14 protein-coding genes and 6 tRNA genes are annotated in these 15175 nt (G+C 62.5%); 12 read left to right on the top strand and 8 right to left on the bottom strand.

Going from position 1 to position 15175, the window contains the following annotated elements; translation table 11 throughout:
- Positions 1 to 10: 10 nt before the first annotated feature.
- Complete coding sequence (locus QM716_RS13085) at positions 11 to 760, bottom strand: pyrimidine reductase family protein (protein WP_283304538.1); 750 nt, start codon at positions 758 to 760, stop codon at positions 11 to 13.
- A gap of 43 nt (positions 761 to 803) precedes the next feature.
- Here QM716_RS13085 and zapE point away from each other — a divergent pair, with 43 nt between their 5' ends.
- A complete protein-coding gene (gene zapE, locus QM716_RS13090) occupies positions 804 to 1820 on the top strand; it encodes a cell division protein ZapE (RefSeq protein WP_283304539.1) in 1017 nt (338 codons plus the stop codon).
- A gap of 12 nt (positions 1821 to 1832) precedes the next feature.
- Here zapE and QM716_RS13095 read toward each other — a convergent pair whose 3' ends face one another.
- A complete protein-coding gene (locus QM716_RS13095; RefSeq protein ID WP_283304540.1) occupies positions 1833 to 2366 on the bottom strand; it encodes a GNAT family N-acetyltransferase in 534 nt (177 codons plus the stop codon).
- 67 nt (positions 2367 to 2433) lie between these two features.
- Complete coding sequence (locus tag QM716_RS13100; RefSeq protein WP_283304541.1) at positions 2434 to 3630, bottom strand: MFS transporter; 1197 nt, start codon at positions 3628 to 3630, stop codon at positions 2434 to 2436.
- A gap of 116 nt (positions 3631 to 3746) precedes the next feature.
- Here QM716_RS13100 and QM716_RS13105 point away from each other — a divergent pair, with 116 nt between their 5' ends.
- Positions 3747 to 5132, top strand: coding sequence for a GH1 family beta-glucosidase (locus QM716_RS13105; RefSeq protein WP_283304542.1), 1386 nt, complete (start codon positions 3747 to 3749; stop codon positions 5130 to 5132).
- A gap of 196 nt (positions 5133 to 5328) precedes the next feature.
- Entirely contained in the window at positions 5329 to 5808 is a 480-nt protein-coding gene (locus QM716_RS13110) for an alpha-isopropylmalate synthase regulatory domain-containing protein (protein WP_283304543.1), read from the top strand.
- 128 nt (positions 5809 to 5936) lie between these two features.
- Here the strand turns inward: QM716_RS13110 and QM716_RS13115 are convergent.
- The 5 genes from QM716_RS13115 to QM716_RS13135 form a co-directional block, all read right to left on the bottom strand.
- Positions 5937 to 6011: transfer RNA gene (locus QM716_RS13115), tRNA-Val, on the bottom strand.
- A 16-nt stretch (positions 6012 to 6027) separates the two neighbouring features.
- A tRNA-Gly gene (locus QM716_RS13120) sits at positions 6028 to 6103 on the bottom strand.
- A 92-nt stretch (positions 6104 to 6195) separates the two neighbouring features.
- Positions 6196 to 6270, bottom strand: a tRNA-Val gene (locus QM716_RS13125).
- A gap of 1 nt (position 6271) precedes the next feature.
- Positions 6272 to 6342, bottom strand: a tRNA-Cys gene (locus QM716_RS13130).
- Between the two features lie 25 nt (positions 6343 to 6367).
- A tRNA-Gly gene (locus QM716_RS13135) sits at positions 6368 to 6440 on the bottom strand.
- Positions 6441 to 6732: 292 nt separating this feature from the next.
- On the opposite strand from QM716_RS13135, the gene QM716_RS13140 reads away from it, so the two are divergent.
- From QM716_RS13140 to pdxS, 9 genes are all read left to right on the top strand, one after another.
- Positions 6733 to 6804, top strand: a tRNA-Val gene (locus tag QM716_RS13140).
- Between the two features lie 166 nt (positions 6805 to 6970).
- The gene (locus QM716_RS13145) at positions 6971 to 7423 is read left to right on the top strand and encodes a TIGR02611 family protein (RefSeq protein WP_502942028.1); all 453 of its coding nucleotides are present in this window, start codon (positions 6971 to 6973) and stop codon (positions 7421 to 7423) included.
- A 131-nt stretch (positions 7424 to 7554) separates the two neighbouring features.
- Positions 7555 to 9612 carry a threonine--tRNA ligase gene (gene thrS, locus QM716_RS13150; protein ID WP_283304544.1) on the top strand — a complete coding sequence of 686 codons (2058 nt, stop codon included), beginning with the start codon at positions 7555 to 7557 and terminating at the stop codon, positions 9610 to 9612.
- A complete protein-coding gene (locus QM716_RS13155) occupies positions 9609 to 10163 on the top strand; it encodes an ATP adenylyltransferase (protein ID WP_264614478.1) in 555 nt (184 codons plus the stop codon). Before thrS ends, QM716_RS13155 begins: the two co-directional genes overlap by 4 nt.
- Positions 10164 to 10244: 81 nt before the next feature.
- Positions 10245 to 10940: a phosphatidylinositol phosphate synthase gene (pgsA, locus tag QM716_RS13160; RefSeq protein ID WP_283304545.1), complete on the top strand. Its 696-nt coding sequence runs from the start codon at positions 10245 to 10247 to the stop codon at positions 10938 to 10940.
- Complete coding sequence (locus QM716_RS13165) at positions 10937 to 11839, top strand: phosphatidylinositol mannoside acyltransferase (protein WP_283304546.1); 903 nt, start codon at positions 10937 to 10939, stop codon at positions 11837 to 11839. Before pgsA ends, QM716_RS13165 begins: the two co-directional genes overlap by 4 nt.
- The gene (locus tag QM716_RS13170) at positions 11836 to 12963 is read left to right on the top strand and encodes a glycosyltransferase family 4 protein (protein WP_283304547.1); all 1128 of its coding nucleotides are present in this window, start codon (positions 11836 to 11838) and stop codon (positions 12961 to 12963) included. The genes QM716_RS13165 and QM716_RS13170 overlap by 4 nt, the downstream gene beginning before the upstream one ends.
- Complete coding sequence (locus QM716_RS13175; protein ID WP_283304548.1) at positions 12960 to 13982, top strand: NUDIX hydrolase; 1023 nt, start codon at positions 12960 to 12962, stop codon at positions 13980 to 13982. Before QM716_RS13170 ends, QM716_RS13175 begins: the two co-directional genes overlap by 4 nt.
- Positions 13983 to 14151: 169 nt before the next feature.
- Positions 14152 to 15060, top strand: a complete 909-nt coding sequence (pdxS, locus tag QM716_RS13180) for a pyridoxal 5'-phosphate synthase lyase subunit PdxS (protein ID WP_003943338.1) — start codon at positions 14152 to 14154, stop codon at positions 15058 to 15060.
- The last annotated feature ends 115 nt before the right edge of the window (positions 15061 to 15175 follow it).

Raw genomic sequence — 15175 nt, forward strand, 5'->3', positions numbered from 1 at the left:
AGTGCCAGGTTCACCGACGTGGCTGCTGACGAACCCATCGAGTGAGGATCGTGCCGTCCGAATCGCCGAGAATGTGCGCGGGACGCATGGCTGTGGGCATTGCGTTGGGGGAGAGTGAGATTCGGCCGACTTTGCTGCCCACCAGTTGAGGCGAAGTGGTGATGCAGAGCTCGTCGACGGCATTGTCCTCGATCAACTGCCCGAAAAGTGACGGTCCGCCCTCGCACAGCACACGACGGAGCTTGCGAACCGACAAGGCACGATCGATGTCGCCGCTGCCGACGTTCGGGGAGTCCGTCACCTCCACCTGCGCTCCGGCAGATCTCAGCGCAGAAATCGTCGCGGAATCCGCGTCACGACCGACAACAAGGATCGGTGGAACTTCGGTATCCCGCAGGAGTCGGCTTTCGGGGTCGATCGACGCGTGCGCCGAGACGACCAGTATCGGTGGCACCGGCGCGAGGCCGCCCGCCTTTCGTCGCGCCCGGGCGGCGTCCGAGATCTGCACACCCCCGTAGTTCTCGGCTCGCGCTGTGCCTGCGCCGACCACGACGACGTCACAGAGTTCGCGCAAGATCCCGAATACCGACCTGTCCGCAGGTGTGCCCAGTCCGCCGCTCACTCCGTCGACCGAGACGCACCCGTCGATGCTGGAAACGAAGTTCACGCGCATCCAGGGTTGCGAGAGATTCTCCGGATAGGCGTACAAGCCGCGGAGCTCGTCTTCGTGGCCTGGTGTGAAGTAGGTCGCAATATCCATACGGTGCACATGAGAGATCACATCACGTAGATACCCTTGACGGATGCATGAACGTCTTGTCGATCGCAGCCCGGTGGTACCCGCCGATCAACTGGTAGCTCAGATGGTGCCTCCCGCAATGTTCGACGAGGTGAGTTTTGCGTCCTACATTCCTGATCCTAAGGAACCGAGTCAGGCAGCTGCTGTCGCGAAGGCCGAGGAATTCTCCAAGCGCGTAACCAAGATCCGTAGTGGTGGACGCCGTGGACTGTTCGGCAAGAAGACCCAGGCGACCGGCGCCGGCCTGTACCTCGACGGTGGATTCGGTGTCGGTAAGACGCACTTGCTGGCGTCGATCTTCCACAGCGTTCCGTCGCCGAAGGCGTTCGGAACCTTCGTCGAGCTGACACACGTCGTCGGCGCTCTCGGCTTCAACAAGGCCGTCGAAGCGCTCGCTGACCACAGCGTTCTCTGCATCGACGAATTCGAGCTCGACGATCCGGGCGACACCATGCTCGTCTCCCGCCTCCTCTCGGAGCTTTCCGCGCGCGGCGTGTCCATCGTCGCGACGTCGAACACGCTTCCCGGCCAGCTCGGTGAGGGTCGCTTCGCCGCTCAGGACTTCCTGCGCGAGATCAAGAAGCTCGGCTCGATCTTCGAGACGATTCGCGTCGACGGCCCCGACTACCGTCACCGTGACCTCCCGCCCGCGCCGGAGCCCGTCACGTCGGAGGAGTTGGTTTCTCGGGCCGCCGCCATCGACGGCGCCACGCTCGACAACTTCGACGAGCTGTGCAAGCACCTCAGCACACTGCACCCGTCGCGGTACAACAAGCTGGTCGAGGGTGTGAAGGCTGTCTTCATCGACGGTGTCCACCCCGCAACGGATCAGTCGGTTGCACTGCGCATCGTGGTTCTCGCCGACCGCTTGTACGACGCGAGCATCCCGGTCACCGTCTCCGGCGCACGCCTCGACGAGATCTTCACTCCCGAGATGCTCGCCGGTGGGTACAAGAAGAAGTACCTGCGCGCGACCTCTCGTCTGCTCGCACTTTCTCGTTTCGAGGTCGCGGCCGGCTAGTCGGCACGCCCGTCAGCTGACGGGGCGCTCCATCACGAAATCGTGGTGGAGTTGTGCGCCCACGAGGAAAGTCTTTGTGCCGACCTGGGTGAAACCGTGCTTGGCGTAGAACTTCTGGGCACGCAGATTCTCCTGATTGACGCCAAGCCAGATCCCGGCACTTCCGCTGCGTCGTGCGTGGTCGACGACGGCGTCCATCAAGGATCCTGCCGCGCCGGTCCCGTGGTTACCCGGAAGAACGTACAACTTGCTCAGTTCGGTCGTCGGGCGAAGTGTCACAGCAGCTTTGACGTCCGGGTCGGCGGGCTCGTCGTCGACAAGCATCGCGTAGCCCACGATCGAACCGTCACGAATGACCTTGAGAACGGTTCGTGTCGGATCGGTCAGGTACTCGGAGAACTTGTCGACGGAGAGAACGTTGTCGATGAAGGCACTGATGTCGTCGTCCGACGCGTCCGGTGGACACGCCAACGGGAATGTCACCGCTGCCACGTCGGCGATTGCTTCGGAATCCCAGATCCCGGCCCGGTCAACGGTGATCGTCACGTCAGTTTCTACCTCTCGCGCACACAATTCGGTCGATCAAGTACACCACTTTCCTCGAGCGCAATGCTCAAGCGGCGTTCTCGGTGACCGGAGTCGTGGCTCGTTTCGGTGCGAACGCGGGAGCAAGAACTATCAAGATCGCGCAGAATGCCAGCGGAATCAGGAACCCGATCCGGAGGTCACTGAAGGCAGCGACTGCCCCGACGATGCCACCACCGACCACCGTGCCGACGTAGTTGAAGAGGTTGATGCGTGCGATCACCGCGTCGACCTGATCCGGGGGCGCCATCCGGCCGGCGGCGCTGAAGCAGATCGGAGCGATCACCGGTACCCCGAGCCCGACGATGAGGAAACCGGCAATGGCAACGCCGGGAGATTGCGCGAGGACAACGACAGTCATACCGACTACGCCGATGAGAGAGCCGATCCGCACGACGGTGGTCTCACCGAACTTCCCGACCCAGTAGTCGCCGGTCAGTCGTGCGATCAGTGCGGCGATTTGGTATGCCGCCACGGACAGGGCAGCCGTCCCGGCGTCGGCGAGCAGTTCGTCCTTGACGTACAGAGTCGACCAGTTTCCGACGCTGAAGTCGACCGCGTAGAACAAAGCCATCGCGACGCCGAGGAGGACAAAGGCGCGGGTAGGGACGGTGAACTTCGCGGTGCTCGTGATGTTTGCATCGGCAACCGGAGACTCGGACCGATCGAGCAGTTGCGGACCGAAGGCCAGAAGTATCAGTCCGACAACAACTCCCGCGATCACCTGCGTCACGCGGATCGAAATGTCGAGACCTGCGGTTGCCGAGATGAAGAGAGCGCCGACAATCGCTCCGACGCTCCAGGAAGCATGGAACGAGGAGAGAATGAAGCGGCCCTTGGCGTGTTGGATCGAGACCGCCTGCATGTTGGCAGCCGCGTCGACCATGCCGAGTCCGATGCCGTAGATCGCAAGGAAAACAAAGAACATCGCTGCGTTGGGTGCAATTCCCGTTGCCCCGCCGAAGACTGCGATGACGGCGAGTCCGGTTCGCAGAGTCATCTTGCTCGACGTCCGCACGGCCAGCATCTCGGCGAGCACGCTGCCGAGGCCGGCGATGACGGACACGGTGACAACCGCAACCACAATCAGCGTCTCGCTCAGCTCGAACAAGTCCTTGTATTGCGGAAGCTGCGTCAGAATGGCGGCGAGCAGAAATCCTTGAAGTCCGAAGGCCACCGAAGTGGCGATCCGGGCCCTCGTCAGGGTGCGGGTGTTATCCGTCATCAAGCAGGGCCTTTGTCTCGTTCGTTCGGTTAGGCCGAACGGTACTGGATCTTGATACTGGTCGAGTGTCCAACAAAGCTGCCTGTTTTGCACGGTTCTTTGATTAACTGACCGACATGACTCGGCAGCAGACACCAGAATTTCCGTCTTCCTTCGTCTGGGGAACCGCCACTGCGGCCTATCAAATCGAAGGAGCTGTGGCCGAAGACGGTCGCGGACCGTCGATCTGGGACGAGTTCTGCGACCGTCCCGGTGTTGTCGTCGGGGGCGACACCGGGACGGTCGCTGCCGATCATTATCACCGCTGGGAATCGGACATCGAACTGATGAAACAGCTCGGGCTCGACGCATATCGGCTCTCGCTGTCCTGGTCGCGAATTCTCCCCACCGGATCGGGGGCCGTGAATACGAAAGGGCTTGACTTCTACGACCGATTGATCGATCGACTGTGTTCGGTGGGAATTACCCCCGCTGTCACGCTCTTTCACTGGGATCTGCCCCTCGCCTTGCAGGAGCGGGGCGGCTGGATGAACCGCGACACCTCCTATCGACTGGGGGAGTACGCGCAGGTCGTCGGTGAGCGACTGTCGGATCGCGTCGGAATGTGGATGCCGCTCAACGAACCAGTGGTGCACACGCTCTACGGGCATGCCTTGGGAGTTCACGCCCCCGGACTGACCTTGGGGTTCGAAGCATTCCAGGCCGCGCATCACCAGTTGCTCGGACACGGCCTCGCTGTCCAAGCGCTTCGGGCAAGCGGGTGCACGAACATCGGAATAGCCTCCAATCACGCTCCGGTACGGGCCGCTTCGGATGCCCCGGAAGACCTGATGGCTGCCGACATCTACGACCACGTCGTCAATTGGATGTTCGCGGACCCGGTACTGGTCGGAAAGTACCCCGCAGACGAATTTGCACAGCTGCTCAGCGGTCCGGTCGACCAGGACTTGAAGATCATCGGGACGCCGCTCGATTGGTACGGGATCAACTACTACGAGCCGACGATGATTGCTGCCCCAGTGGAAGGCCAGGGGACCGAGGGCGTGCTCGAGGTCGACCTACCGCCGGGCCTGCCCTTTGCTCCTGTCGCGATAACTGGTTATCCCACAACCGATTTCGGGTGGCCGATCGTTCCTGAAGGGCTAGGTGAGATCCTGCGGACGTTCCACGCGCGTTTCGGTGATGCACTGCCGCCGATCTACATCACGGAGAGTGGATGTTCATTCCACGACTCACCGGATGCCGCGGGGGTCGTCGAGGACGAAGCACGAATCGATTACCACGATGCGCACCTTCGCGCCCTCCGATCGGCCATCGACGACGGCGTCGACGTTCGCGGATATTTTGTGTGGTCACTACTCGACAACTTCGAATGGGCCGCGGGATACAAGGAGCGATTCGGCCTGGTGCACGTCGATTTCGACACTCAGAAGCGCACACCGAAGACCTCATTCGAGTGGTATCAGGCGTTGATCGCCGACCACAAGGCGTCTCAGGTCTGACATGAGCGGAGGCGGTCTGGGTTGCTTTGCTAGGCGGTCTGGGTTGCTTTATCGAACAAGGCCGCCTAGCCTCTTCTCTCATGAAGCGAATTCTCGTAGTAAGCCGCCGTAGCGGGGTCTGAATCGGACCGACCCCTCGCTGCGGGTCGTCTTGCTACCAGTTGGTCCTCCACTTCATTCCAGGAAGACCACGATCATGACTTACAACTTCGCCTTCGCTTCTGATTCCTCTTCTACGGCTGCTGACCCTTTCGCGGCGCGCCACGGAAAATCTCTGCCTGCCGGCCTGCGTGCCGAATGCTCAGCGATGTCCTGGACCGAGTTCGAGTCCACGTACGCGGCCATGAGCGGCCCCATCCGTCTGGGCGCGTGGTCATCCGAAAAGATTGCGCCGGGTCGGTGGACCTTCGAAGCGACTCTCGGTCTGGGGGAGCGCATTCAGAAAGCGTCCGCCATCTCGACCGGCGCGATCTCGGCTATGACCTCGATGCTGCACGACGCGGGAATCTCGCTCGAGATCCTGTCTTTCCATCAGCACCAGATCGGCCACCGCACTGCGACGTTCATCTTCACCGAGTGCGACGGACGACGGAGCTGGGCGATGGGTATTGCGGAGTCGTCCACGGAGTCCTCGCTGCGTGCGATGACCTCGGCAGCGAACCGCTTCTCTCACTGAGCAGCTACATCAACCGCAGTACTGACGCGGAGTTCCCGAGGGGCTTGCGTCAGTACTGCGGTTAGTGTGTTCGGTGCTCAAACGCAAGAAGCCGGAACCCTGAGGTTCCGGCTTCTTGCATTCTCAAATGGTGCGCGATACTGGGATTGAACCAGTGACCTCTTCCGTGTCAGGGAAGCGCTCTCCCGCTGAGCTAATCGCGCGGGTTCTGGAGAAAAATGGAGCGGACGACGGGATTCGAACCCGCGACCCCAACCTTGGCAAGGTTGTGCGCTACCAGCTGCGCCACGTCCGCATGAGCAATGAACTCCGTTACCGGATCTCAGTACTTTTCTAACTTATCAGACCTGCAAGCAGGTCTTGACCATCAGGCCCGAAGGCCTGACGTGGTGCGCGATACTGGGATTGAACCAGTGACCTCTTCCGTGTCAGGGAAGCGCTCTCCCGCTGAGCTAATCGCGCGAGGTGGAGACGGGAATCGAACCCGTGTGCACGGCTTTGCAGGCCGTTGCCTCACCACTCGGCCACTCCACCGTAAAAGGTTGAGTCACACCTCTCGAGCGGACGACGGGATTCGAACCCGCGACCCCAACCTTGGCAAGGTTGTGCGCTACCAGCTGCGCCACGTCCGCATCGCACCGTGTTGCTTGGGAGCTGCTCGCTCTCCTCGGTGCGTTGGAAACATTAGCCGACCGTGTCGGATACACACAAATCACCAGCTCAGTGGCGTGTTCGGAGTCGAATCGGCCCGTCGCGCGCGTTGCAACTGTCCGTCTTGGCGATGAATGCGGTCTGAAATCAGCTCGAATTCGTAGATTTCGGGGCCGCCTGGAGCAAAATGAATGCCAACCTGGTGATTCGTATTCATCGCGCAGCCGTGTTAATGTTCCAACTCGTTCGAGCGCATGCGTTCGCACGACTTACGGTCCCGTGGCTCAGTGGGAGAGCGTCCGCTTCACACGCGGAAGGTCGCTGGTTCGATCCCAGCCGGGACCACAGCAAGCACTGGAGAAAATACTGAAGGCGTTCCCGATCACCGGGAACGCCTTCAGTCGTTTGAGAGCAAAGTTGTTTCGGCAGGCAAGCCGTCGTCGCAGGTCGCCGGGCGATGATTTCGGTAGCCTGGTCGAAGAGACATTTCGCGACGGAAAAGGTGACCGACTTGAGTACCGAAAAGGTCGATTCTCCCGTCGACGATTCAGACCTGTCCGTCTTCCAAGACGCTGAGTCCCGCTGGGAGCGGTGGCGCGCTGGAATCGCCGCGCGGCCCACCCTCAATCTTGCGTACCGCATCGGCGTCGGAGTCGTGGGCGTGATCGTGCTCGCTGCAGGCGTCGTAGCTATTCCGTACCCCGGTCCCGGATGGCTCATCGTGTTTGCCGGCCTGGGAATCCTGGCGTCGGAGTTCGCCTGGGCTCATCGACTCCTTCATTTTGCGAAGGCTCGATACGACAGTTTCATGGAATGGTTCGGCAAGCAGTCGCTGTTCGTCAAAGGTTTGGGCGTTCTGTTCACCACAGTGTTCGTCCTGGCAACTTTGTGGGTGCTCGGCACCTTCGGCCTGATCGGGACATGGGTGGGGCTGGACTACTCGTGGCTCGAGTCGCCACTGTGAGCTGAACGAGGTCGGTTTCCTTCACTCGGTTGTCTCGACATGTCGGTAGGGCCGATAACATGATCGTGCGCGTGCTCGCAGTGGGTACGGCGCCCGTCTTACTTGCCGCAATACCTTAGGAGCCCATCGCCGTGACCAGTCCCGCGCCAGAGCACTCAGCCGCCCCACTTCGGGTGCCCGCGGGGACGACCGCCGGGACTGCAGTGCGTGAAGCCGGATACCCCACGAAAGGGCCTGACGTGATCGTCGTCGTGCGGGACGGCGAGGGAACGCTCAAGGATCTGTCGTGGACTCCTGAGGTCGATGTCGACGTCGAACCGGTGGCAGCGTCCACCGAAGACGGTCGCAGCGTCATCCGACACTCAGCGGCCCACGTCCTCGCGCAGGCGGTCCAGAAGGAATTCCCCGATGCGAAGCTGGGCATCGGGCCGCCGATCAAAGACGGCTTCTACTACGACTTCGCGGTGGATCGTCCGTTCACTCCGGAGGATCTGGCCAAGCTCGAAAAGCGTATGAAGCAGATCATCAAGGGAGCGCAGCGCTTCTCGCGTCGAGTGGTCGATTCGATCGAGGACGCCCGGGTCGAGTTGGCCGACGAGCCTTTCAAGCTCGAACTCATCGACGACAAGTCCGGGATCGACGATCCCGAGATCATGGAGGTGGGTGGCAACGAGCTGACCATCTACGACAATCTCGATCCCCGTACCGGCGACAAGATCTGGTCCGATCTGTGCCGCGGTCCGCATATTCCGACCACCAAGCACATCCCGGCGTTCAAGCTGACGCGTAGCTCCGCCGCGTACTGGCGCGGAAATCAGGACAACGCCGATCTTCAGCGTGTCTACGGCACCGCGTGGGAGTCCACCGAGGCTCAGGACGAGTACCTCGAGTTGCTCGCCGAGGCCGAGCGTCGTGATCACCGCAAGCTCGGTACCGAACTGGACCTCTTCAGCTTCCCCGACGAGCTTGGCTCCGGTCTGCCGGTCTTCCATCCCAAGGGCGGCATCATCCGTACCGAGATGGAGAATTACTCCCGCAGCCGCCACATCGAGGCCGGCTACGAATTCGTCAACACCCCGCACATCACCAAGGGCCATCTGTACGAGGTCTCCGGTCACCTCGACTGGTACCGCGACGGCATGTTCCCGGCGATGCACGTCGACGAGGAACTCAACGAGGACGGCACCGTGCGTAAGCCGGGCCAGGACTACTACCTCAAGCCGATGAACTGCCCGATGCACAACCTGATCTTCCGTGCGCGCGGTCGCTCGTACCGTGAATTGCCGTTGCGGCTCTTCGAGTTCGGCTCGGTCTACCGCTACGAGAAGTCCGGTGTCATCCACGGTTTGACCCGTGTGCGCGGCATGACTCAGGACGACGCTCACATCTACTGCACCCGTGAGCAGATGCGCGACGAGCTGACCACAACGTTGCAGTTCGTACTGAACCTGCTCAAGGACTACGGCCTCGACGACTTCTACCTCGAACTGTCCACCAAGAATCCGGACAAGTTCGTCGGTAGCGACGACGTCTGGGAAGAGGCGACCGCAACGCTCGCCGAGGTCGGCGAAGCTTCGGGCCTGACTCTCGTGCCGGACCCGGGTGGAGCTGCGTTCTACGGTCCCAAGATCTCCGTTCAGGTCAAGGACGCACTCGGCCGTACCTGGCAGATGTCGACCATCCAGCTCGACTTCAACCTGCCCGAGCGGTTCGAGCTCGAATACACCGGCAACGACGGCGTCAAGACTCGTCCGGTCATGATCCACCGCGCTCTGTTCGGCTCGATCGAACGGTTCTTCGGTGTCCTGACCGAGCACTACGCCGGCGCCTTCCCGGCGTGGCTGGCGCCGGTGCAGGTCGTCGGAATCCCGGTGGCGGAGGCATTCGTCGATCACCTGTTCGACGTCACGAAGAAGCTCAAGGCTGCCGGTGTACGCGCCGAGGTCGACTTCAGTGACGACCGCATGCAGAAGAAGATCCGTAACCACACCACGCAGAAGGTCCCGTTCATGCTCCTGGCGGGCGAGCGTGACGTGGAAGCCGGCGCGGTCAGTTTCCGCTTCCGCGACGGCACGCAGATCAACGGAATTCCCGTCGACGACGCCGTCCGGATCATCACCGAGTGGATCAGCCGTCGCGAGAACGCCTCGCCGACAGCCGAACTGGTGCAGCCAAGCGTGGCGCAGTGAGCGCCCCCGGCGACGAGGGGCCAGGTTCGCTGATCGACCACGGCGTCGGCGACCCTGACCATTTGCAGCGAATCTGGTCGCCGCATCGGATGTCGTACATCACCGAGGCGCCCAACACCCCGGGTACGACGGGTGAGCCGTTCATCGACATCCCGAAGATGTCGGACGAAGAAGGGCTCATCGTTGCCCGTGGTGAGCATGTCTACGCGGTTCTGAACCTGTACCCGTACAACCCCGGGCATCTCATGGTGGTTCCGTATCGCAAGGTTGCGGCTCTCGAAGATCTGACGCCGGAGGAGAGCGCCGAGTTGATGGCGTTCACCCAGCGTGCGTTGCGGGTGATCAAGAGTGTGTCGAATCCTCACGGATTCAATGTCGGCCTGAATCTCGGTGCCGCTGCGGGCGGTTCGTTGTCCGAGCACCTTCACCAACACGTAGTGCCCCGCTGGGGCGGCGACGCCAACTTCATCACCGTGCTCGGTGGGGTGAAGGTGATGCCGCAACTGCTGCGGGAGACCAGGGGACTACTCGCCGGTGCCTGGCAACAATAGATCGATGCGTCCGGCTTCATGGCAGGATGCTTTGCTGCGACGAGTTCCAATCCGGAACTCACGACGGGGAGGTTTCCTGCGGTGTTGAGCTTCTTCGGACGCGAATCGGTGTCCAAGGTGACGGCACCTATGGGGAAGGCGCTGGTCAAGACCGGCCTGACGCCAGACGCGGTGACGGTGATCGGCACGGTGGCGAGTGTCGCCGGGGCGGTGACTCTGTTTCCGTCCGGACACCTGTTCTGGGGAACCATCTTCATTTGGTTCTTCGTCATGTTCGACATGCTCGACGGCGCCATGGCCCGCGCTCGCGGTGGTGGAACGCGATACGGGGCCGTCCTGGACGCCACCTGTGATCGCGTGGCCGACGGTGCGATTTTCGCCGGCCTAGCGTGGTGGGCGGTCTACCACGAGAACAGCAAGTGGCTTCTCGTGGCAACGCTCATCTGCCTCGTCACCTCGCAGGTCATCTCGTACGCGAAGGCACGCGCCGAGGCGAGCGGGCTGACTGCCGACGGTGGGTGGATAGAGCGTCCGGACCGGCTGATCATCGTGTTGGTCGGATCGGGCCTCACGGGCATGGGTCTACCGTGGGCAATCCACATCGCGATGTGGGTACTTGCCGCCGGAAGTATCGTCACTGTCTTCCAGCGAGTGCTCGCGGTGCGCAATTCACCTGGCGCCCGGGAACTTCTGCCGATCGCCCCGGCCGCATCAACGGTCGAAGGCGCGTCGAAAACCGACGGCGAGCCCGAAACGGACGGCGAGGCAGAGCAATGAATTTTGCCGAGCGTGCAACCGATCTGGGATACGCCGCGGGTTGGCGGTTGGTGCGAAGCCTGCCGGAATCGGTGGCAGTCAAGCTGTTCGACGCCGGAGCGGATTTCGCGGTACGCAAGGGCGGACCCGAACAACTCAGGAAGAACCTCGCGAGAGTTCTGGGGACGACACCGGAGGAAGTTCCGGATCAGCTGATCAAGGATTCGATGCGCTCGTACGCCCGGTATTGGCGTGAGGCGTTCCGTCTTCCTTCGATGGACCTGGTCGCCACCGGTAAGGCGTTGCATGCGCTGGTCGAGGGCCAGGAACATCTGGAAAAAGCAATGGCGGCAGGTCATGGCGCAGTGCTGGCGCTGCCCCACAGTGGCAACTGGGACATGGCCGGTGTGTGGTGCGTTCAGCAGTGGGGTGGATTGACCTCAGTGGCCGAGCGGCTCAAACCCGAATCCCTGTACGAACGGTTCGTCGAATATCGCGAGAGTCTCGGCTTCGAGATCTTCCCGCTCAGCGGCGGAGAGCATCCTCCGTTCGTCGAACTCTCCAAGCATCTGCGTGAGAACAAAATCGTGTGCCTGCTGGGGGAGCGCGATCTGGCGAAGAAGGGTGTCCCCGTCACGTTCTTCGGAGAACCCACACGCATGCCCGCAGGCCCGGCGAAGCTCGCAATCGACACCGGAGCGCCGCTTCTACCGGTCCACTGCTGGTTCACTCCCGACGGTTGGGGTTTCAAGATCGACCCGCCGATCGACGTTTCCGGCGGCGTCGGCCCGGCCACGCAGGCACTGGCCGACCGATTCGCGGTCAACATCGCAGCGCACCCCGCTGACTGGCACATGCTTCAGCCGCTGTGGCGCTCGGATCTCTCCGAATCGCGGCTCGCCCGCATGGAGGGTGAATGAAAATCGGCATGATCTGCCCGTACTCCTTCGACGTCCCCGGCGGGGTGCAGGCGCACGTGGTGGATCTGGCCGAGGTGCTGATCGAACGCGGCCACAAGGTGAGCGTGCTTGCGCCATCGTCCGACGATGACGAGTTGCCGGATTTTGTGGTCTCCGCTGGTAAAGCCGTCGCGATTCCTTACAACGGTTCTGTTGCACGGTTGTCCTTCGGCCCGACGGCGAATGCCCGCCTCCGCAAGTTCATCGCGGAAGGTGACTTCGACGTTCTGCACATTCACGAACCCAATGCGCCGAGTCTGTCCATGCTCGCGTTGCGTGTCGCGGAAGGCCCGATCGTGGCCACCTTCCACACGTCGACCACGAAGTCGTTGGTGCTGAGCACTTTTCAGGGCGTCCTGGCTCCGTATCTCGAGAAGATCAGTGGCCGGATCGCAGTCTCGGAGTTGGCGCGTCGTTGGCAGGTCGAGTCCCTCGGATCCGACGCGGTCGAAATACCCAACGGCGTCGACGTCGCAGCGTTTGCCGAGGCCGACATGTTGCCCGGCTACCCGCGCGAGGGTGGAACCATTCTGTTCCTCGGGCGCTACGACGAACCGCGCAAGGGGATGGCCGTCCTCCTCGGTGCACTGCCGGAGTTGGTCGAGCGTCATCCTGATCTCGAAGTGATCGTGGTCGGGCGCGGCGACGAGGAAAAACTCCGCAAAGAGGCGGGCAAGTACTTCAAGCATCTCCGACTGCTCGGGCAGGTCAGCGACAAGGAGAAAGCGTCGGCACTTCGCAGTGCGGACGTCTACTGCGCGCCCAATCTCGGCGGTGAGAGCTTCGGGATCGTGCTGGTCGAGGCCATGGCGGCCGGTACCGCCGTCGTCGCGAGTGAGTTGGACGCCTTCCGTCGCGTACTTCGCGACGGCCAGGCCGGCTTGCTGGTCCCCATCGGGAACTCCGATGCCCTGGCCGAGGCAATCGATTCCGTTCTCGGCGATCCGGACCGACGACGCGCGCTGGTCAACACCGCGACAAGTGTAGTCGCCGAATACGACTGGCCGGTGGTTGCCGAGCAGATCCTGCGCGTCTACGAGACCGTCACGGTAGGCGGCACCGGCGTTCGTGTGGTGGGATCATGACCTTTTCCGCTCTGACGATCTTCATTCTCGGACTCGTCGCTGCCGTCGTCCTGGTCGTCGGACTGTGGGCGTACGGGACGGCGAATCGACTCGATCGGCTGCATGTGCGTTCGGATCAGTCCTGGTTGGCGCTCGATGCGGCCCTGTCCCGCCGTGCAGCGGTGGTTCGGGCGGCGGCGGTAGACATGAGTGCCGACGACGCCCGCAGATTCGTCACCTTGGCGGACGCCGCTGAACGGGCAGACCGGCAGGACCGAGAACTCGCGGAGAACCGGTTGTCCAACGCTCTAGCCGCCTACGGCACGACGTCGCTGCGACCTCAACTGGTGGCCGAGCTGGCCGACGCCGAAGCGCGGGTTCTGATCGCCAGACGGTTCCACAACGACGCGGTGCGAGACACCCTTGCACTCCGTACGCGTCGACTTGTTCGCTGGCTTCACCTCGGCGGAACGGCGCCGCTGCCTCAGTATTTCGAGATCTCCGAGCGCACCACCGCCGCCGCGGTGCCCGAGGGCATCACCGTCGACACGTCGCGGACCTCCGCGCGCGTGGTGATGCTGGACGAGGACGATCGGGTGCTGCTGCTGCGTGGTCACGATCCTCAGATCCCGAACACTTACTTCTGGTTCACCGTCGGCGGCGGGCTCGAACGCGGTGAACATCTGCGGGCGGCTGCCGTTCGTGAGATCGAGGAGGAGACCGGATTCGTCGTGGCTCCGGAGAATCTGCGAGGTCCGCTCTGGCGTCGTGTGGCGATTTTCCCGTTCGACGGCGAGCTGATCCGTTCGGAAGAGCTGTTCTTCGCCACGCGCACTCACGGCTTCGAGCCGGTCTTCCAAGGCCACACGGAATTGGAGCAGCGTGCGATTACGGGCCATCGCTGGTGCAGTGCCGACGAGATCCGCCAACTGGCCAAGTCCGGTGAGCCCGTCTACCCGTTGGATCTGGCAAACCTCCTGATGGAAGCGGCGACGATCGCGGACGGCACCGAGGATCCGGAAGTGCGTTCCATCCGCTGATTCGTTCGGCCGATCAGGCGTCGCGGCCATTTAAGGCCAGCAATGGCAAATTGGATACGGAATCGAAGGCCGGTTGGTCCTAGAGTTCTGGCCAGAGGCCCGAGCGAATGAAGTCGTGTGTTCGCCGTGCCTCGTTTATTTTGTCACGCCACTACTGCAGGAGTTTGCTGTGAGCACCCCCGACTCTGCCCCCACCACCGCCATCGGCACCGCACGCGTCAAGCGCGGCATGGCTGAAATGCTCAAGGGCGGTGTGATCATGGACGTTGTCACCGCTGAGCAGGCCAAGATCGCCGAAGACGCAGGCGCCGTCGCCGTCATGGCACTCGAGCGGGTCCCCGCGGACATTCGCGCACAGGGCGGCGTCTCGCGCATGAGTGACCCGGACATGATCGACAGCATCATCTCCACCGTCAGCATCCCCGTCATGGCGAAGGCACGCATCGGGCACTTCGTCGAAGCGCAGATCCTGCAGAGCCTCGGCGTCGACTACATCGACGAGTCCGAGGTCCTGACCCCGGCCGACTACGCCAACCACATCGACAAGTGGAAGTTCACCGCTCCCTTCGTCTGTGGCGCCACCAACCTCGGCGAAGCGCTGCGTCGCATCAACGAAGGTGCGGCCATGATCCGCTCGAAGGGTGAAGCCGGCACCGGAGACGTCTCCAACGCCACCACCCACATGCGCACCATCCGCGGCGAGATCCGCCGGTTGACCTCGCTGAGCGAAGACGAACTGTACGTAGCTGCCAAGGAACTGCAGGCGCCGTACGAGCTGGTCGTCGAGGTCGCCAAGGCCGGCAAGCTGCCGGTCACCATGTTCACCGCCGGCGGCATCGCCACCCCGGCAGACGCTGCGATGATGATGCAGCTCGGCGCCGAAGGCGTGTTCGTCGGATCGGGCATCTTCAAGTCCGGCAACCCGAAGCAGCGCGCCGAGGCCATCGTCAAGGCCACCACGTTCTACGACGACCCGGACGTGCTCGCCAAGGTCTCGCGCGGACTCGGCGAGGCAATGGTCGGCATCAACGTCGACGACCTGCCGGTCGGACACCGCCTCGCAGAGCGCGGTTGGTGACACCAGGTTTGATGACCGGGCCCAGTGCCTGAAGGTTTTCGACAACGAAGGGGCGGGGGGGGGGGGTTTGCAACCCCCCCCCCCGAGGGGGGGGGGGGGGGGGGGCCCGGACGTT

This window comes from Rhodococcus sp. IEGM 1409 (assembly GCF_030056735.1).
Taxonomy (GTDB): domain Bacteria; phylum Actinomycetota; class Actinomycetes; order Mycobacteriales; family Mycobacteriaceae; genus Rhodococcus_F.